This is a genomic window from Kosakonia pseudosacchari (genome assembly GCF_900184035.1).
Taxonomy (GTDB): domain Bacteria; phylum Pseudomonadota; class Gammaproteobacteria; order Enterobacterales; family Enterobacteriaceae; genus Kosakonia; species Kosakonia pseudosacchari.
Genome location: NZ_FXWP01000013.1, coordinates 16,368 through 35,789, shown reverse-complemented (window position 1 = coordinate 35,789; position 19,422 = coordinate 16,368). Strand labels below are relative to the sequence as shown.

Sequence of the window (19,422 nt, the reverse complement as noted above, 5' to 3'; positions counted from 1 at the left end):
CGGCTAATGTAGCACAGTCAGGGTGATTTACAGGGGGAAGACGCGTGAAAAGCGCCGTGCTTTTACAGAGGCTGGAACAACAACTCGCGACGCTACGCCAGCAGGTCGCACCGCTGGCGCAACACGCCACGGTTAGCGCCCGTTTTGACAGGCATCTTTTTCAAACCCGCAGTACGCGAATGCAATCTTATCTTGATGAAAGCATAGCGAATATGGCGGCGCTACGCCACGCGGTTGAACATGAGCGGCTAGAACAAGTGATCTGGCTGGCGGAGCATTTGACCGCGCAAATCGCGGCGTTGACGCGTGAAAGCGCCGTCTGGTCATTACGCGAGTGGGATCACGCGTCGCCGGGCATCGCACGCTGGCAGCGTAGGCGCCTGAAGCATCAGGAATATGAGCGTCGGCTGCTGGCAATGAAACAAGCACGCGAACAGCGTTTGCACTCGGTCACAACGCTTGTTGAACAGCAACAATTGCAGAAGGAAGTTGAAGCGTTTTCCGACAGGCTCACCCGTTGTCGGCATGCGCTGGAGAAGATCGAAGGCGTGCTGACGCGCTTAACCCGTTAACCCAGGAGAGAGAATGTCACTGGAAAATGCCCCGGATGAAGTCAAGCTGGCGGTGGATTTGATTATGTTGCTGGAGCAGCATGATATCGCGCCTGAACTGGTGCTCAAGGCGCTGGAGATTGTTAAAAAAGATTTTGAAAACAAACAACTGGCAGCCCCTCTCCCGTAAGAGAGGGGGCACATTTTTACTGTGCGACCGACGGTGTCGGATCGTCACCTTTTAGCTCACGCTTCACTTCGGTCAGCTCATCACCTTTATCATTACGCAGATGCACTTCCAGCTGATTGAAGGCGATATCAATATCGTTCTCACGACACAGCTTGTCGATGGTGCGGTTAAGCTCATCCACCGTATAGCTGCGATCGCGCAGTTCACGCACATACAGACGCAGCTCGTGATCCAGCGTACTGGCGCCAAAGGTAGTGAAGAAGACAGCAGGTTCCGGATCGTGCATCACTTTTGGATGCTCCATCGCCGCTTTCAGCAACACTTTTTTCACCTTGTCGAGATCTGAACCATACGCCACGCCTATACGGATCACCACGCGGGTAATGGTATCGGACAATGACCAGTTAATCAGGCGCTCGGTAACGAACGCTTTATTGGGGATGATGACCTCTTTGCGGTCAAAATCGGTAATGGTAGTGGCACGGATACGGATTTTGCTGACCGTACCGGAGAAAGTGCCAATGGTTACTGTATCGCCTATGCGCACCGGGCGTTCAAACAGAATAATCAGGCCGGAAACAAAGTTACCGAAAATTTCCTGTAAGCCGAACCCCAGACCAACCGACAACGCGGCGGCGAGCCATTGCAGTTTGTCCCACGAGACGCCAAGCGAGCCAAACACGGTTAACGCGCCAACGGCAATGATGACGTAGTTAAGGATCGTGGTAACGGCATAGGACGAGCCCTGGCGCATATTCAGCCGCGAGAGGATCAATACTTCCAGCAAGCCCGGTAAGTTGCGGATCAGCGCCCATGCCACCACAAAGACAATCACCGCAAACAGCAAGCTGCCAAGCGTCACGCTTTTCGTCACCGCCGCGCCAGCTTCAGTGCCGTTGTAATGCCACAAGGTGATGCTGTCGAGGTAGGCGAAAACGGTGATCAAATCAGACCAAATCGCCCAGAACACCACGCCAAACAGCGCCACCATTACTAACATGGTGATACGCAGGGTTTGTTGGTTAACCTGCTCCAGCGCAATGGTCGGCTCTTCTTGCGGTTCAGCCCCTTCCGCGCCCTCTTTCACCATGTTCTGCCGACGCGCCAGCGCACGGCGGTAGGCAATACGACGTGCCGCGACGCTTAAGCCACGAAGTACCGTCTGGTAAAGCAAGTTCCAGATAATGACCAGGTAAACCGTTTCAATCCAGCGCCCGGAGAGGCGCAGCGTGGTGTAGAAATAACCCGTCGCCGTCAGCACCATTAAGGCAATCGGCACAATCGCCAGCACGGTGACCGTCACCAGACGTATGCTGTGCGACTCTTTATCATGCCAGCTTTCGCGGAACATCGGCCACACCAGCGCGGTGATCACCAGCAAGTTAATGAGAATAACAAACTGCCCGATCACATCATCCATCAGATGCAGCGGGGAGAGTTCTGATACCACCGACCAGAAATGCAACGGCAGTAATGCCAGACTGATGCGAACAATCTGCCGACGCCAGTGACTGGTGAGCTGTGCAGGCATATTGAAGTGGCTGACCGCCACGCCGTCTTTTTCCAGCACTTTCCAGCACAGGCCAAATACCAGCCAGAACAGCGCCAGTTTTTTACTGAATGCCCACAACAGCTCGCTAATATTTAGCTGCATGGTAAGCAGGATCAGGCCGACCGCAAGGATCAGCAAACAGACCGGCAGGGCACGAATAAGATCGATAAAAATCGCTTTCGGCGTATGCAGCTGGCTGTCGCTACGCAATTGCCCGACCTGGGCGGCAAGTTTTGCCTGGTAGCTTTTCAGCCAGCGCAAACGCCAGCGGATCAGCCCGGCAATCAGCAATAATGGCAAACCAGCCAGGAAAGCAATCGCCACCGCTGGCCAGGCTTTTTCCCAGTTAACGGTGATTTTGGTGCTTTTAATCTGGTCGCGTAGCGCTTTCGGGAAAGATTTGAACCACTCCCAGTCCATCGGCTTATTGCTGTTCACCCAGAAGATTTGCTGGGTCAGGATCTCTTGCAAGCTTTTCGACACGCTCATCAATTGCTGCTGATTCACCTGCAAGTTGATAGCCATCATGAGCTGGTTGCCAAGCTGCTTGTTCAATTGATCGAGCAGTTCGCGGCGCATATCCACCACTTGCAACAGCGCGTCATGGACTTCGTCGTTAACCTCGGTCTGGTGCCCCTCTTCCAGTTTGGCGACAAAGTTATCGCTCTGGAACAAAGCGTCACGCTGCTGGTTGATGTCGAACTGCTCAAGACGCAGATCCGCAATGCGGTTGGTCATATCTTCCAGTTCATCCGCCGACGGTAAGGTCTGCTGTTGCTGGTAGAGAATACGCGACAACAGCAAGCTGCCTTTCAATACGGAAATCTGTTCTTTTATATTGCGCTCAGACTGCAACGCACGATCGAGCCAGTTTTTCACCTTGATGTTCTGCTGCACCAGCGCGTTACCGCTCTCTGTCGCGGCAATCAATTTCTGGCTCAGTTGATGGTTAATATCCAGCTCTTGTTTTACCAGCGGGTTCGCCTGGATGCGCGCCGTTTCGTCCGGCGTGACCGCTTCTTGTGCGGTTTTTTCAGTTAGCGTCAGGCGCTTGCTGTTTACCGCTTCTTGCAATAACTGGAGCTGATGCTCAAGACGGTTACTGTTCGCAGTCACGTAATCACGCTGCTTCTGCAGCGTATCTTGCAATACCGTGTTGCCTTCCAGGCTTTTGCGCAGCTGTTCGATCTGTGCATTGAGCAATGCCTGCTGTACCAGCAACAGGTTTTGCTGCGAAGGACGTAGCGCGCCCTCGCCCGCCGCAGTGCCGTTCAGACGGTTGCGAATTTGCTGCAGTTGCTGCGAAGCGGAGTACATAGAATTCTGCACGCGCTCCGGCTGAGTCTGTAATGACACCAGTTGGCTGTTGTAATTGGATAAGTCGTTTTGCGCGGTTTGCAGATCTTCCAGCAGTTGCGACACGCGGGATTCCAGCTGTCGCAGGGAGAGCGAGGCCAGCGTTTTACGCGTCTCGTCGTCGTTGTCTTTATCATTCAGCGCGTTGAGCGCATCCGTTGCCTGGCGCAGTTTGTCTGGCGCTTGTGCAACTTTCTGCTTGAGCAGCGCGGTTTCTTGCTTGACCCGGTCAATTTTGTCGAGCGTGTCCAGCGTCTCTGTTAAATCCTGGATAACCAGTTTGTCCTGCGCGGAGTGCTCTTTTTGCTTATTCAGCGCGTCAAGCTGGTTTTGCACGTCGGTGCGGGAAGGCAAATCGTTGGTTGTCTGCGCCCGGGCGATGTTACTCGCGAGGCAAATAAAGACAAGAAACAATGCGGCGGCAAAAGCGGCGAACGTGTTTCGCGTGCGATAGTTGTGCAACATAATTTGAGCGATCGTTTTCTGTTCGGGAAGGCGGCCGGAATAGCCACGCGCGCAAGAATATCACGCTGTTATGCAACAACCTAGCAATGTGAGAAGCCTCCAGGAGAAATCCTGGCGGCTTGCAGTTTATGCGTTGAGCGCGTGCGGCTCAGCGCGCAGCGTCGGACAGAGCTGGCACATCTCCAGCAGGATAGAAACGTAATCACGCGCTTCTTTTTTGAGATCAAAAGATTGCGGGGCAAAAAGCCAGTTTTCCATAATTCCTGAAATATAGGCACGAATAAGCACGGCAACGCGGCGGGTCAGTAGATTGTCCGGCAGCAATTTTGCCTGCATACATTCGCGAAGTGTAAGCTCGATTCGATCATAGCTTTCGAGACACAAATTCCGCTGCGCTTCTTGCACAATCGCCATTTCACCGACAAACTCACATTTGTGAAAAATGATCTCCATCATTAAGCGACGCCGTTCTTCAACAACTGTTGCTTCAAGGATATAAACCAATATTTCTCTTAATACAGAGAGTGGATCGCCGGGGAATTTTGCCCGATACTCAGTCTCAAGATCGCTAATACTGGACTCTGATAGCTCCCATATTTCACTGAACAAATCCGACTTGTTTTTGAAGTGCCAGTAAATCGCGCCGCGAGTCACGCCTGCCGCCTGCGCAATTTCAGCCAGCGACGTTGCAGAAACGCCATTTTGCGAAAATAGACGCATGGCGACATCAAGAATGTGCTGACGAGTCTCCAGCGCCTGTTGTTTGGTTTTTCGTGCCATATGTTGGTGAATTTACAGGAGTCAGATTTACATACATTTGTGAATGTTTGTACCATAGCACGACCATAATATAAACGCAGCAATGGGTTTTTGGGCCATTGATCCATTGATCAATTTGAAATCGGACACTCGAGGTTTACTTATGAACAAAAACAGAGGGTTAACGCCTCTGGCGGTCGTTCTGATGCTTTCGGGCAGCTTAGCGCTTACAGGATGTGACGAAAAACCTGCGCAGCAGGGAGCAGGCCAGATGCCAGAAGTTGGCGTCGTAACGGTCAAAACTGAACCTCTGCAAATCACCACAGAACTGCCGGGCCGAACCAGTGCGTACCGCATTGCGGAAGTCCGCCCGCAGGTTAGCGGCATTATTTTAAAACGCAACTTCACGGAAGGCAGTGACGTTGAAGCTGGTGTCTCGCTCTATCAGATTGATCCGGCAACTTATCAAGCGGCTTATGACAGCGCGAAAGGTGATCTTGCTAAGGCGCAAGCTGCTGCGAATATCGCGCAGATGACCGTGAATCGTTATAAAAAATTGCTCGGCACCAAGTACATCAGCCAACAGGATTACGATACCGCCCAGGCGGATGCACAGCAGGCTAATGCGTCGGTTGTCGCTGCAAAAGCGGCAGTTGAAAGCGCACGCATCAATTTGGCTTACACTAAAGTGACCTCGCCCATTAGCGGCCGCACCGGTACATCAACCGTAACGGAAGGCGCGTTAGTGCAGAGTGGGCAAACGACTGCGCTGACTACCGTGCAGCAGCTTGACCCGATCTATGTTGATGTAACCCAGTCGAGCAACGACTTCCTGCGCCTGAAACAAGAGATGGCAAATGGTTCTCTGAAACAGGAAAACGGCAAAGCGAAAGTGCAGTTGGTCACCAATGACGGCATTCAGTATTCGCAAGCTGGTACGCTGGAGTTCTCCGGTGTGACCGTTGACCAGACCACCGGTTCTATCACGCTGCGTGCGGTGTTCCCGAACCCTGACCACACTCTGCTGCCGGGCATGTTTGTACGCGCCAAGCTTGAAGAAGGTGTAAACCCGAACGCGATGCTGGTTCCGCAACAAGGCGTTGCCCGTACGCCGCGCGGCGATGCAACAGTGATGGTGGTGGGCGAAGGCGACAAAGTTGAAATCCGTAATATCACTGCGGCCCAGGCCATTGGCGACAAATGGCTCGTAACGGATGGTCTGAAAGCCGGCGATCGCGTGATCATCACGGGCTTACAAAAAGTCAAACCAGGCGCGCAAGTGAAAGCGCAGGAAGTGACTTCTGACAATAAAGAGCAAGCCCAGGCCGGCGGCCAGTCAGAAAAACCGAAGTCTTAACTTAAACAGGAGCCGTTAAGACATGGCTAAGTTTTTTATCGATCGCCCCATATTTGCGTGGGTTATCGCGATTATCATCATGCTGGCGGGGGCGCTTTCGATCCTCAAATTGCCGGTGGCGCAGTATCCGACGATCGCGCCACCCGCAATTCAGATCACGGCTTCCTACCCAGGTGCTGATGCGAAAACGGTGCAGGATACCGTAACGCAGGTTATCGAACAGAACATGAACGGTATCGATAACCTGCTGTATATGTCCTCTGCCAGTGATTCCTCTGGTACGGTACAGATCACTATCACCTTCGATTCCGGTACTGATGCGGATATCGCGCAGGTTCAGGTGCAGAACAAACTGCAACTGGCGATGCCGTTGTTACCGCAAGAAGTACAACAACAAGGTGTTAGCGTTGAGAAATCATCCAGTAGCTTCCTGATGGTTCTCGGTATGATCAGTACCGATGGCTCAATGACGCAGGAAGATATCGCCGACTATGTGGGCGCGACCATTAAAGATCCGGTCAGCCGTACTGCGGGCGTGGGTGATGTTCAGCTGTTCGGTGCGCAGTATGCGATGCGTATCTGGATGGATCCGAACAAACTCAATAACTTCCAGTTGACACCGGTTGACGTGATTGCGGCTATCAAAGCGCAGAACGCCCAGGTCGCGGCTGGTCAGTTAGGCGGTACACCGCCGGTGAAAGGGCAGCAGTTGAACGCCTCTATCATCGCGCAGACCCGTCTGACCTCGACCGACGAGTTTGGCAAAATCCTGCTGAAAGTGAACAGCGATGGCTCGCAGGTTCGTCTGCGCGATGTCGCGAAGATCGAACTGGGCGGTGAAAGCTATGACGTTATCGCCCGCTACAACGGTCAACCAGCAGCCGGTCTGGGGATTAAACTGGCTACCGGCGCGAACGCGCTGGATACCGCAGAAGCGGTACGTGCAACCATTGCCAAACTGGAACCCTTCTTCCCGCACGGTCTGAAAGTGGTTTACCCGTACGACACCACCCCGTTCGTTAAGATCTCTATTAACGAAGTGGTGAAAACGCTGGTTGAAGCGATCGTGCTGGTGTTCCTGGTAATGTATCTGTTCCTGCAGAATTTCCGCGCAACGCTTATCCCAACCATCGCGGTGCCGGTGGTGCTGCTCGGGACTTTCGCCATACTCGCCGCGTTTGGCTACTCGATAAACACCCTCACCATGTTCGGTATGGTACTGGCGATAGGTCTGCTCGTGGACGACGCCATCGTGGTGGTGGAAAACGTCGAGCGTGTGATGATGGAAGAAGGCCTCCCGCCGAAAGAGGCGACACGCCGATCGATGGAGCAGATTCAGGGCGCGCTGGTTGGTATTGCGTTGGTTCTGTCAGCCGTATTTATCCCGATGGCCTTCTTTGGTGGTTCTACCGGCGCTATCTATCGCCAGTTCTCGATCACTATCGTTTCTGCGATGGTGCTCTCTGTACTGGTAGCGTTGATCCTGACGCCTGCGCTGTGCGCCACAATGCTGAAACCGGTCGCCAAAGGCGATCACGGCGAAGGCAAAAAAGGCTTCTTCGGCTGGTTCAACCGCATGTTCGAGAAGAGCACGCACCATTACACCGACAGCGTGGGCAACATCCTGCGCAGCACCGGTCGCTATTTGCTGCTCTATATCATTATCGTTGCGGGCATGGCGGTGCTGTTTGTACGTCTGCCAAGTTCGTTCCTGCCGGATGAAGACCAGGGTGTATTTCTGACCATGGCTCAGCTACCTGCGGGTGCGACACAAGAACGTACGCAGAAAGTGCTGGATGAAGTGACGAAGTATTATCTGGAAAACGAGAAAGACAATGTGAACTCCGTCTTTACCGTTAACGGTTTCGGCTTCTCCGGTCGCGGTCAGAACACTGGTCTGGCATTCGTATCGCTGAAAAACTGGGATGAACGTCCAGGTGAAGCGAACAAAGTTCCTGCGATTGCGGGTCGTGCCAGCGCGCACTTTGCGTCTATTAAAGATGCGATGGTCTTCGCCTTTAACCTGCCAGCGATTGTCGAGCTGGGTACGGCTACCGGCTTTGACTTCCAGTTAATTGATCAGGCCAACCTCGGTCATGAGAAGTTAACGCAGGCGCGTAACCAGCTATTTGGTGAAATCGCGCAGCATCCGGATCTGCTGGTCGGCGTGCGCCCTAACGGGCTTGAAGATACACCGCAATTCAAGATCGATATCGATCAGGAAAAAGCGCAGGCGTTGGGCGTATCGATTAGCGATATCAACACCACGCTGGGAGCAGCATGGGGTGGCAGCTACGTTAACGACTTCATCGACCGCGGTCGCGTGAAGAAAGTGTACGTGATGTCGCAGGCGAAATACCGCATGCTGCCAAGCGACATCGGTAACTGGTATGTCCGTGCGACCGATGGTCAGATGGTGCCATTCTCGGCCTTCTCCACCACGCACTGGGAGTATGGTTCACCGCGTCTGGAACGTTACAACGGCTTGCCGTCAATGGAACTTCTTGGTCAGGCAGCGCCGGGTAAAAGTACCGGTGAAGCGATGGCAATGATGGAAGAGCTGGCCAGCAAATTGCCTACCGGTATCGGTTATGACTGGACGGGGATGTCCTACCAGGAACGTCTCTCCGGTAACCAGGCGCCAGCGTTGTACGCCATTTCGCTGATTGTGGTCTTCCTCTGTCTGGCGGCACTGTATGAGAGCTGGTCGATTCCGTTCTCGGTCATGCTGGTGGTGCCACTGGGGGTAGTGGGTGCGTTACTGGCGGCGACTTTCCGTGGCCTGACCAATGACGTGTACTTCCAGGTAGGCCTGCTGACAACCATTGGCTTGTCGGCTAAGAACGCGATACTTATCGTCGAATTCGCCAAGGATCTCATGGATAAAGAGGGCAAGGGGCTGATAGAAGCAACGCTCGAAGCAGTACGTATGCGTTTGCGCCCGATTCTGATGACGTCTCTGGCGTTTATCCTCGGGGTACTACCGTTGGTTATCAGCTCCGGTGCAGGTTCCGGCGCGCAGAACGCCGTAGGTACAGGCGTTATGGGCGGGATGATCACCGCAACCGTACTGGCTATCTTCTTCGTTCCGGTGTTCTTTGTGGTGGTCCGCCGCCGCTTTAGCCGCCGCAGCGAAGATATCGAACATAGCCACAAAGTTGAGCAGCACTAAGTTTCTCAGTCTCTATATTAGAAAAGGCCGCGCTTAGCGGCCTTTTTCACATCAACTCATCCGCCCATAAACGCTCATTAAAAGCATTTATTGTCTGTTTGTTTATTTTATGCTGCAAATATAAGGCATATAATAACTGTGTATTTGGGATACAACTTTGATGCCAGGTAATACTCTTAATTAGCTGGTACAATCAGATTAAGTCAGAAAAATCCTGGTATAAAAATATTCCGGTTTGAGGAATAATCTCAATAGCGCTAACTTAATGAATCGTAAGGAAGCGCGAACAATAAAGCGCATAAACGCAACATTTTATCTCCGTTAAGTTGATTGCTATTTCGTCCATTTTGGACAAGAAAACATATTATTTGTAATTTTTCATGATGGCACCATGAAATCTTATTCAGACTAGCTTATAGTTATATCAACATCATAAAGCAGCCTGTGTCTCTGGTCAGAGCAGAAGTTTCCCATCCTGAAACAGTGTTTGGTTAGTAAAAAAATTACCACTCAGAAGGGGATGCGTTATGGACGAATACTCGCCGAAAAGGCATGATATTGCGCAGCTCAAATTTCTCTGCGAAACGTTGTACCATGACTGCCTCGTTAATCTTGAAGAGAGCCATCATGGGTGGGTTAACGATCCTACTTCAGCAATCAATTTGCAGTTAAACGAGCTGATAGAACACATAGCCACTTTCGCACTTAATTATAAAATTAAGTACAATGAAGATAATAAGCTGATTGAACTGATAGACGAATACCTCGACGATACGTTTATGTTGTTCAGTAGCTATGGCATAAATACACACGACTTACAGAAATGGCGCAAAACAGGTAACAAATTGTTCCGCAGTTTCGTCAATGTAAGTAAGGCTAATCCCGTTAGCCACTCTTGTTAATTTTTCAACACTAAGGTGAAGGTATGTCCGAAAAACCATTAACAAAAATTGATTATTTGATGCGTTTAAGACGCTGTCAGACAATTGATACCCTTGAGCGTGTAATTGAAAAAAATAAATACGAACTTCCCGACGAGGAACTCGCGGTGTTTTATTCAGCAGCGGATCATCGTCTGGCAGAACTGACCATGAATAAGCTTTATGACAAAATCCCCTCCTCCGTGTGGAAGTTTGTGCGCTAATTCTCCTGAATGTTTATCGAAGATTTTTCTACCGCAACATGGCGTTCAACCTTGGTGACAGGTGTATCCGCTCCCAATGAATGATGAAAAACAAAAAATGACAGCCGGCCTGCCCTACCGCCCGTCTGATGAAACCTTGCGTTCCGACCGTCTGCGCGCCCGGCAGTTGCTTCATCGTTATAACCATTCAGGCCCGGAGGAAAAAGCTGAACGCAAAGCCATCCTCAACGATCTTCTTGGTCAAAGTGAAGGCGCTTATATCGAACCCAGTTTCCGCTGTGACTATGGATACAATATTTTCCTCGGTAAGTCGTTTTACGCGAATTTTGATTGCGTGATGCTCGATGTCTGCCCTATTCACATCGGTGACAATTGCATGCTGGCGCCAGGCGTCCATATTTACACCGCCACACATCCGGTTGATGCCGCTGAACGCATAAGCGGCATTGAATATGGAAAACCGGTCACCATTGGTCATAACGTCTGGATTGGCGGGCGAGCGGTGATTAATCCTGGCGTCACTATCGGGGATAACGCCGTCATTGCTTCCGGTGCGGTGGTGGTCAAAGATGTGCCACCCAATGTCGTCGTCGGTGGTAACCCGGCGCAGATCATCAAGACATTGCCCCCCACCGCGCTGTAACTGTTATCGTTTTTTGTGGTGAAACTGTTACTTTTTTCACATATGGTGGCAACTTAAAATAGGCTGTCCACCTGCAAAAACAGTATCAACATAGGCGTAAGATGACAGAGATACAGCGGCTGCTCACCGAAACGATTGAAGAGATCAATCAGCGCGAGAAACGGGATAACCGGCCGCGCTTCAGCATCAGTTTTATTCGCAACCATCCTGGCTTGTTTATCGGCATGTATCTGGCCTGGTTTGCTACGCTCGCCGTGATGCTGCAATCCGAAACCCTCTCCGGTTCGGTATGGTTGCTGATTGTTCTGTTCATCGTGCTAAATGGCTTTTTCTTTTTCGACGTTTACCCGCGCTACAACTACGACGACATCGATGTTCTCGATTTTCGCGTCTGTTATAACGGCGAGTGGTACAACACCCGTTTTGTGCCTGATGGTTTGATTGAGGCCATTCTTCACTCGCCTAATGTGGATGACGAACACAAAGCGCAGCTACAGAAAATGGTGGAGCGTAAAGGTGAACTCTCTTTTTACGATGTATTCACCCTTACCCGCCCTGCTGGCGCACAATCAGCCGGTTAAGCGCACTCACCGCCGCCGGAAACCGTGCGGCGGAAGTATTACCGTACCCTAAAACCAGCCCACTTGATGCTGCGTTTTGCTCGAGCCAGAAACGGCTTAACGCATGCGGCGCAAGCTGAAGTTTGTGCGCTTCCCGGACAAGGGCTTGATCGTCAATCCCCGGAATCGACAACGCTAAATGCAGCCCACCGCCGCCGCCATAAATATGATGTTCAACCCGCATCTCACTGTGTAACGCTTCCAGCAAATGTGCCTGCCGCTTGCGGTAGAGACGCCGCATCGCCGCCAGATGGCGCGTGTAATGCCCCTCTTCAATGAAACGCGCCAGCGTCAGTTGTTCTGCCCGGTGGCCACCGCGCAATAAACTACCAATAACCGGCGCGGCAGCCTGCGCCAGGGCGGGCGGCATAACCATAAAGCCAATACGCAGAGAGGGAAACAGCGTCTTGCTGAAGGTGCCGATATAGACCACCGGCGGATGAGCCACCATACCGAGCATGGCTGGAATAGGCTCGCCGGGATAACGGAACTCGCTGTCATAATCGTCCTCGATAATCCAGCTCCCCGCAGAACTGGCATAATCCAGCAACGCCAGCCGCCGGGTTGCACTCATCACCTGGCCTAAGGGGTATTGATGCGACGGCGAGGTGTAAATAATGCGCGGCGTCGTTGCCGTAACATCCAGCCTCATTCCTTCATTATCGACGCCGATGCCCGTGACATTTAACCCCGCCGATAGAAAGGCGGTTTTTGCTCCACCATAGCCAGGCTCTTCCACCCAGGCTTCATCACCGGCATCGCACAATAACCGCACACACAACATCAGTGCTTCCTGCGCACCTTCAGTGATCACAATCTGCTCGGCGTCGCAATGAATACCACGGGAAATCGCCAGATGACGCGCAATTGCCGTGCGCAGACGCAGTTCACCGGCAGATGCGCCATAATTCAATAACGTGCTACCCTCATCACGCCATACTCGTTCCGTCAGACGCCGCCAGATAGCCAGCGGAAAATAGTTGGCGGCGGGAATGCCGGGAGTGAATGCCAGCGCGGGGGAATAACGCTGAACACCGCCGGGCAACTGTTGTACGCCGCGAGCCAGCCTGACCGGTGGCGGCGTCGGCGTTGAACGTTCAACATTTGCCAGGGTGGCGACACGCGTTCCTTGCCGGTCACGCAATACATATCCTTCCACCGCCAGTTGCTCAAGCGCCGTGTTAACGGTATTGCGCGAAAGCACCAACGCCTGCGCCAGCACGCGCGAACCCGGCAACCGGCTGCCCGTTTTTAACCGACCATTAAGTATCGCATCACGCAGCGCCAGATAAAGCGTCCGCTGCCGCGTCGCGCCCGCGCGCACCGCCAGTGGCTGACGCAGCAGCGCATATAGCTCATCGTCCGGAATGTTCATTTAACGCTCTCAATCGTGGTTCCATAAGACTATAGCGGTATGGCTCTTTTTAGGGAACCAGTACCACACTACGCTGACGGTACATCAAAAGGAGCCACAATGAACGCATTGAACGTATATCAACAGCCGATCGGCGCAGCGCTGCCGGACTGGCAACCGCGACCTTTCCCGGAGCGTGTAGTGCTGAAAGGCGATTATTGTCATCTCGAACCCTTGCAGCCAGGCCACGCCGCCGCGCTGTTCCAGGCGCATCAAAGTGCGGGCGACAACCGTAGCTGGACATGGCTGTTACGCGAACCCGAGCAGGATGAAGCCGCGTTTGGCGCGTGGATCGCCAGCATATGCGACTTGCGTGATCCGCTTCATTTTGCCGTCATTGATAAGCAAACCGGTTTGCCGGTGGGTAGCTTATCGTTGATGCGCATTGATGAAAAAAACGGTGTGGTGGAAGTGGGAAGCGTGCATTTTTCGCCCCTGCTAAGCCGCACCCCGGCATCAACTGAAGCACAATGGTTACTGATGCGCTACGTCTTCGACACGCTTGGCTATCGCCGCTATGAGTGGAAATGCAACAGCCTGAATGAACCTTCACACCGGGCCGCGCTGCGCTTAGGTTTTCAGTTTGAAGGCCGCTTTCGTCAGGCTCTGGTGAGTAAAGGCCATAACCGCGACACCGACTGGTTTTCAATTATTGATAGTGAATGGCCAGCCGTGGATAGCGCGCTGCAACGCTGGCTTGCCGTCGATAATTTCACGGCTGACGGCAAGCAGCGTTATTCCCTGGCATCGCTTCGCGCTTAGCGTCTTTTCTTTTTACCCTGCACGGCTTTAAAGCGCGGGTTAGATTTGCAAATCACATACAAACGCCCCTTGCGCTTAACGATTTGGCAGTCAGGGTGGCGTTGCTTCGCGCTACGTAGTGAATTCAGTACCTGCATCATTTACTCCTTTTTATCGGCAAAAAAGCGGCCATAACGCTGCTGGAAACGCGCCGCGCTGCCTTCGTTAGCAATCACTTTCTGTTTACCGGTGTAATAGGGATGCGAAGCGGAAGAGACGTCAATCGTGACGTACGGATACGTTACGCCTTCCAGTTCAATTTCGCGGTCCGTTTTAATGGTTGAACCCACTTTGAAATACGCATTGGCGCTGGTGTCATGGAACACAACGGTACGGTAATGGGGGTGGATATCAGGTCTCATTATTTACCCTTTTGTTTTGTTATAACATAACAAAATTCTATCGAACTTATTTCTCCATTTCAAGCGTTCCGCGTTATGCGTTTTTTGCAAAAGCACATGATCCTGCCCGGTCATAAATTAGAAAAGAACGTTATTGGTTGAAGTGTTTGTCATAAGGCAAGCTGTGACGACACCCAAATGTGAGGAAATGAAAATGCGCTGTTGTTGTCCCCACCCCCTGAGCCAGAACCGACATCTTTTTACCGTCCCCGGAGAACACAATGACCGCGACAACACTGCCTATTCTCGATCTCGCCCGCTATACGCAACGCGCTGAGCGCGATACTTTTCTTGCCGACCTGCGCCATGCCGCACGCGATATCGGCTTCTTTTACCTGATTAACCACGGCGTCGATGACGCGTTGCAGCAGGCTGTCCAGCACGAAGCCCGGCAATTTTTCGCCCTTTCAGACGAGCAAAAACAGCAAGTGGCGATGATCCACTCCCCGCATTTTCGCGGCTACAACCGCGCAGCTTCGGAAATCACCCGTGGGCAGCCTGACTGGCGCGAACAGTTTGATATTGGCGCGGAACGCCCGGCCTTGCTGCTCAGCGAAGACGACCCGCGCTGGCGACGTTTACAAGGCCCAAACTTGTGGCCAGCGGCGCAACCAACGCTAAAACCCGCCCTGCTTAACTGGCAACAGGCAATGACCAATATGGCGATCACCTTGCTGCGCGCCTTTGCCGAGGCGCTGCAACTGCCCGCCAACGCCTTTGATGCGCTGTATGGCAGCAAGCCCAACGAACACATCAAACTGATCCGCTATCCCGGCCAGCAAAACACGCAAAGCTCACAGGGCGTGGGCGCGCATAAAGATTCGGGTTTCCTCAGCTTCCTCTTGCAGGACGAGCAAAAAGGGTTGCAGGTCGAAGTCGAACCTGGCCGCTGGATCGATGCGTTACCGCTGAAAGGAAGTTTTGTGGTCAATATTGGCGAGTTGCTGGAGCTGGCGACAAACGGTTATCTGCGCGCCACCGTGCACCGCGTGGTATCGCCCCCAGCCGGCCAGCAGCGCCTCTCTATCGCCTTCTTCCTCGGCGCGCAACTGGATGCCGTCGTCCCGCTTTACACACTGCCACCTGAGCTGGCACAGGAAGCGCGCGGGCCAGAGAGCGACCCACAAAATCCGCTGCTGCGCGACGTGGGATGGAACTACCTGAAAGGGCGTCTGCGCTCCCACCCGGATGTGGCGGAACGCTATTACCGCGATGTGCTGCGCGAACGCACAGAACAACTGATCGTCTAATAACAACACAGGAACACACACCATGAAACATGCCGCATTTACTCTGGCAGGGGTTGCACTGTCTCTTTCACTGGCCTGGTCCTCCGCTCAGGCGGCTGCCCTGCGCGTTGCTGCCGACCCGGTACCACATGCAGAAATTCTTAACTACATCAAAAAGATCGACCCAAAACTGGATCTGCAAGTCGTTGAGCTAACCAGTGGGGCTAATGCCAACGAACTGCTGGCGAACGGTGACATTGACGCAAACTATTTCCAGCATGTTCCTTACCTGAAAGATCAGGAAAAAGCGCTGGGTAAAACCTTTGCCGTCGCCGCGACGGTACATATCGAGCCTCTCGGTATTTACTCGCACAAGTATAAAGATTTCAAATCGCTACCCAATAACGCCACCGTAGCCGTACCGAACAACGCCACCAACCTGAGCCGCGCCCTGTTCCTGCTGCAAGCGCAGGGATTAATAAAACTGAACAGTAAGTTCACCGACCCGGCAACCACGCTGGCAACGCCGAAAGATATTGCCGAGAATCCAAAGCATCTGAAGATCCTTGAGATTGAATCACCACAGATCCCGCGCTCGCTGGATGATGTCGATCTGGCGGTGATTAACGGTAACTACGCGCTGGAAGCCGGGTTAACTCCCGCGAAAGATGCGCTCGGCCTGGAGAGTGCAAGCCACAACCCGTATGCCAATATTCTGGTTACCAATCCGCAGTTGGCTAACGATCCGCGTATCAAAGAACTGGCGAAAGATCTCACCTCGCGGCAGGTGGCGGAGTTTATCCGTAAGCAATATAACGGCTCGGTGATCCCGGTCGCGCCGCAGTCATGATAGAGATTGAAGGGCTGAGTAAAACCTATGCCGGAACAGGCCGACCGGCGCTGAAAGAGGTCTCGCTGAGCGTACCGAAGGGGGCGATTTACGGCATCCTCGGGCGCAGTGGCGCGGGCAAAAGCACGCTGATTCGCTGCCTTAATTTGCTGGAGCGGCCCACGGCGGGCCGCATTATTGTCAACGGTGACGACATTACACAGTTAGACAAAGCGGCATTACGCGAGCATCGCCTGCGCACCGGCATGATTTTTCAGCACTTCAATTTACTGCATGCGCGCACGGTGGCCGACAACATCGCCGTGCCGCTGGAAATTGCCGGTGTCGCAAAAGCGCAGCGCCAGGCGCGGGTTGAAGAGCTACTCTGGCTGGTTGGCTTGAGTGAAAAAGCCAATGCTTTTCCCTCGCAGCTTTCCGGCGGGCAAAAACAGCGCGTCGGTATCGCCCGTGCACTGGCGACAAGGCCAGACGTGCTGCTGTGCGATGAAGCCACCAGCGCGTTAGATCCACAAACCACCGCATCGGTGCTTGAGCTGCTGGCAGATATCAATCAAAAACTGAATCTCACCATTGTGTTGATTACTCACGAGCTGGAAGTGGTGAAAACCCTGTGCGATCACGCCGCGCTGCTGGAAAACGGCGAGCTTATCGAGAGCGGAAAAATCGCTGATTTACTGGTCGCGCCGTGGTCAAAACTGCGCCAGGCGCTATTACACGATCCGAAAGCCGAAAAGGCCTTTTTGGCGCGTCATGGTTTTAACGGGAGGCCGTTATGCGTGGTCGCATGAGCTGGGAAGATCTCTGGCCGCTGCTGCTTAACGGCACGCTGGAGACGATTTATATGGTTGGGCTGGCGGCCTTTTTCACCGTACTGATTGGTTTGCCGGTCGGTGTGTTGTTATTTGTCTCCCGCAGCAACGGGCTGGCGCCAATGCCAAAACTCAATGCCTTGCTGGGTGCGGTGATTAACGTTGGCCGCTCGCTGCCTTTTATTGTGCTGCTGATTGCGCTGATCCCTTTTACCCGCGCGCTAATTGGCACCACGCTTGGCAGCACCGCTGCCGTGGTGCCCGTTACCATCGGCGCATTTCCCTTCTTCGCACGGTTAACGGAAAACGCGCTTGATGAAGTGGATTACGGGCGTATTGAAGCCATTCTCTCGATGGGCGGCAATCTGTGGCATGTGATTGCCAAAGCGCTGCTGCCGGAGGCGTTACCCACGCTGCTGGCAAGTATTACGCTTACCATCGTTATGCTGATTGGTTTCTCGTCGATGGCCGGCGTGATTGGCGGCGGCGGTCTTGGCGATCTGGCAATTCGTTACGGCTATCAGCGCTTTAACGATCAGGTCATGATCGGCACGGTGGTGATTCTGGTGGCGCTGGTGCAAGGGGTACAAATGGCGGGCGACAGGCTGGTGCGCCGCCTGGCGCACCGACGATAAGGTTACTCTTGCGCCTCTTTGCCCACCAGTAAGGTGGTCAGCACAAACGACAGGGCAAGCGCGATGATCACACCTGAAACCGCAAACATAAAGTAGGGGCCGATGTAAGCGGGCAAGCTGAAAATGCTCGACAAAATATAGCCATACAGCCGCACGCCGAAGAAGGCGATGAACGCAGAGGCCAGTGAGCTTGCGACGGTGGCGGCGATAAAAGCTTTTTTGTAGCGCGTCAGTACGCCAAACAGCGCCGGTTCCGTGATCCCCAACAGCGCGGAGATGGCCGCCGACAGCGTAATGGTTTTGTCCTGGCGGTTTTTACTCAACCGCCAGATAGCAAACGTCGCCCCGGCAATCGCCATGTTTGCCATAAACATCATCGGCATCAGCATGTCGTAACCGCGCTCGCTAAAGTTCTGTAAGGCAATCGGCGTCATCGCATGGTGCATCCCGGTGAGGATCGCCACCGGGCGAATCGCGCCGACAATCAGCCCGGCAAAACTCGCCGACACACCAAACAGCCCTTCAATAAACCACGCCAGCGCTTTGCCCAGGTAAATACCAATCGGGCCAATCACCACCAGCGCCGCCAGCGCGCCGAGAAACAGCGTCAATGTTGGGGTAAAGACCGTTTTCAACACATCCGGCATAATGCTGTCGACCCAGCGATGAATGTAACTTAACGCGAGGATCGAGAAGATAACCGGGATGACGCTGGCCGAATAGTTAAACACCGACACCGGCAGAGCATTAAGCAGCCAGAACGCGCTGACCGCGCCATCCTGGTGTGCCGCCAGCGCTTTTGCCGCCTCAATCAGCGACGGATACATCAGGCAAGCGGCAATCGCCGCTGCGAGATATTCATTGGTCTTGAATATTTTTGCCGCCGAAACCGCAAGGAAAAACGGCAGGAAATAGAAAACACCGCTGGCAATAAGATCGATAACCATCACCGTATCGCTTTTCGCCGACACTACTTTTAGCGCAATCAACCCGGCCAGCAGCCCTTTGATCATCCCTGCGCCTGCGATGGCGGGTACAATCGGCCCAAACACGCCGGATACCGTATCCATAAACAGCGACACCAGGCTTTTACGCGCTTTCCCCTGCCCTGCCGCCTGTTCTGGCGCGTTGCCCAGCATCGCCAGCAGTTGCTCGTACCAGCTATTCACCTTTGGGCCAATGACAATCTGGAACTGGTCACTTTGCAGTTGTGCACCCAGCACGCCCGGCAGTTTTTTAATTTCGTTCTGATCCACTTTGTCATCGTCGATCAGGTCAAAACGTAAGCGTGTCATGCAGTGCCAGACGTTGTTGATGTTATCTCGTCCGCCCACCAGGCGAATAATATTGCCGATGGCTTCTTGCGTCCCCATAAAAACTCCTGCCGGATGTTGTCGTTTTAATCATTGCCACAAATGGTAGAGAAAGCCAAATATTAAAACAAACCAATAAAATATGAATTGCGTCACAATTA

At 53.1% G+C, this 19,422-nt stretch carries 19 protein-coding genes; 13 read left to right on the top strand and 6 right to left on the bottom strand.

Annotated features, from left to right (window positions below):
* The first annotated feature begins 44 nt into the window (after positions 1–44).
* Positions 45–572, top strand: a complete 528-nt coding sequence (priC, locus tag BN2591_RS10140; RefSeq protein ID WP_086871143.1) for a primosomal replication protein N'' — start codon at positions 45–47, stop codon at positions 570–572.
* A 13-nt stretch (positions 573–585) separates the two neighbouring features.
* On the top strand, positions 586–741 hold the full coding sequence (rsmS, locus tag BN2591_RS10135) for a pleiotropic regulatory protein RsmS (protein WP_020456812.1): 156 nt from the start codon (positions 586–588) through the stop codon (positions 739–741).
* 16 nt (positions 742–757) lie between these two features.
* Here rsmS and mscK read toward each other — a convergent pair whose 3' ends face one another.
* Together mscK and acrR are read right to left on the bottom strand one after the other, a co-directional pair.
* Entirely contained in the window at positions 758–4,114 is a 3,357-nt protein-coding gene (mscK, locus tag BN2591_RS10130; RefSeq protein ID WP_086871141.1) for a mechanosensitive channel MscK, read from the bottom strand.
* Positions 4,115–4,240: 126 nt separating this feature from the next.
* Positions 4,241–4,894 carry a multidrug efflux transporter transcriptional repressor AcrR gene (gene acrR / locus BN2591_RS10125; RefSeq protein ID WP_086871139.1) on the bottom strand — a complete coding sequence of 218 codons (654 nt, stop codon included), beginning with the start codon at positions 4,892–4,894 and terminating at the stop codon, positions 4,241–4,243.
* Between the two features lie 142 nt (positions 4,895–5,036).
* Between acrR and acrA the strand changes: the two genes are divergently transcribed.
* From acrA to BN2591_RS10095, 6 genes are all read left to right on the top strand, one after another.
* Positions 5,037–6,230, top strand: coding sequence for a multidrug efflux RND transporter periplasmic adaptor subunit AcrA (acrA, locus tag BN2591_RS10120; protein ID WP_086871137.1), 1,194 nt, complete (start codon positions 5,037–5,039; stop codon positions 6,228–6,230).
* Positions 6,231–6,252: 22 nt separating this feature from the next.
* Complete coding sequence (gene acrB / locus BN2591_RS10115; protein WP_086871135.1) at positions 6,253–9,402, top strand: multidrug efflux RND transporter permease subunit AcrB; 3,150 nt, start codon at positions 6,253–6,255, stop codon at positions 9,400–9,402.
* Positions 9,403–9,929: 527 nt separating this feature from the next.
* Positions 9,930–10,304, top strand: a complete 375-nt coding sequence (gene tomB / locus BN2591_RS10110) for an Hha toxicity modulator TomB (RefSeq protein ID WP_017459991.1) — start codon at positions 9,930–9,932, stop codon at positions 10,302–10,304.
* Between the two features lie 23 nt (positions 10,305–10,327).
* The gene (locus tag BN2591_RS10105) at positions 10,328–10,546 is read left to right on the top strand and encodes an HHA domain-containing protein (protein WP_017459990.1); all 219 of its coding nucleotides are present in this window, start codon (positions 10,328–10,330) and stop codon (positions 10,544–10,546) included.
* A 76-nt stretch (positions 10,547–10,622) separates the two neighbouring features.
* The gene (maa, locus tag BN2591_RS10100; protein WP_086871133.1) at positions 10,623–11,189 is read left to right on the top strand and encodes a maltose O-acetyltransferase; all 567 of its coding nucleotides are present in this window, start codon (positions 10,623–10,625) and stop codon (positions 11,187–11,189) included.
* Positions 11,190–11,290: 101 nt separating this feature from the next.
* Complete coding sequence (locus BN2591_RS10095) at positions 11,291–11,770, top strand: YlaC family protein (protein ID WP_086871131.1); 480 nt, start codon at positions 11,291–11,293, stop codon at positions 11,768–11,770.
* Here BN2591_RS10095 and pdxR read toward each other — a convergent pair.
* Complete coding sequence (pdxR, locus tag BN2591_RS10090) at positions 11,736–13,184, bottom strand: MocR-like pyridoxine biosynthesis transcription factor PdxR (protein ID WP_086871129.1); 1,449 nt, start codon at positions 13,182–13,184, stop codon at positions 11,736–11,738. The genes BN2591_RS10095 and pdxR overlap by 35 nt on opposite strands.
* A 99-nt stretch (positions 13,185–13,283) precedes the next feature.
* Here pdxR and BN2591_RS10085 point away from each other — a divergent pair, with 99 nt between their 5' ends.
* Entirely contained in the window at positions 13,284–13,985 is a 702-nt protein-coding gene (locus tag BN2591_RS10085) for a GNAT family N-acetyltransferase (protein ID WP_086871127.1), read from the top strand.
* On the opposite strand, the gene ykgO is transcribed toward BN2591_RS10085, so the two are convergent.
* Positions 13,982–14,122 (bottom strand): type B 50S ribosomal protein L36, encoded by a 141-nt coding sequence (gene ykgO, locus BN2591_RS10080; RefSeq protein ID WP_025263710.1) that lies wholly within the window; start codon positions 14,120–14,122, stop codon positions 13,982–13,984. The genes BN2591_RS10085 and ykgO overlap by 4 nt on opposite strands.
* A gap of 3 nt (positions 14,123–14,125) precedes the next feature.
* Entirely contained in the window at positions 14,126–14,386 is a 261-nt protein-coding gene (locus tag BN2591_RS10075; RefSeq protein ID WP_086871125.1) for a type B 50S ribosomal protein L31, read from the bottom strand.
* Positions 14,387–14,646: 260 nt separating this feature from the next.
* On the opposite strand from BN2591_RS10075, the gene BN2591_RS10070 reads away from it, so the two are divergent.
* The 4 genes from BN2591_RS10070 to BN2591_RS10055 are packed head-to-tail and all read left to right on the top strand — an operon-like array spanning position 14,647 to position 17,948.
* Positions 14,647–15,675, top strand: coding sequence for an isopenicillin N synthase family dioxygenase (locus BN2591_RS10070; protein WP_086871123.1), 1,029 nt, complete (start codon positions 14,647–14,649; stop codon positions 15,673–15,675).
* A 22-nt stretch (positions 15,676–15,697) separates the two neighbouring features.
* Entirely contained in the window at positions 15,698–16,504 is an 807-nt protein-coding gene (locus tag BN2591_RS10065; protein WP_086871121.1) for a MetQ/NlpA family ABC transporter substrate-binding protein, read from the top strand.
* Positions 16,501–17,292: a methionine ABC transporter ATP-binding protein gene (locus BN2591_RS10060; protein ID WP_086871119.1), complete on the top strand. Its 792-nt coding sequence runs from the start codon at positions 16,501–16,503 to the stop codon at positions 17,290–17,292. The genes BN2591_RS10065 and BN2591_RS10060 overlap by 4 nt, the downstream gene beginning before the upstream one ends.
* Positions 17,289–17,948 (top strand): methionine ABC transporter permease, encoded by a 660-nt coding sequence (locus tag BN2591_RS10055; RefSeq protein ID WP_162494948.1) that lies wholly within the window; start codon positions 17,289–17,291, stop codon positions 17,946–17,948. The genes BN2591_RS10060 and BN2591_RS10055 overlap by 4 nt, the downstream gene beginning before the upstream one ends.
* Before the next feature lie 2 nt (positions 17,949–17,950).
* On the opposite strand, the gene BN2591_RS10050 is transcribed toward BN2591_RS10055, so the two are convergent.
* On the bottom strand, positions 17,951–19,321 hold the full coding sequence (locus BN2591_RS10050) for a PTS transporter subunit EIIC (RefSeq protein WP_086871115.1): 1,371 nt from the start codon (positions 19,319–19,321) through the stop codon (positions 17,951–17,953).
* Positions 19,322–19,422 lie beyond the last annotated feature (101 nt).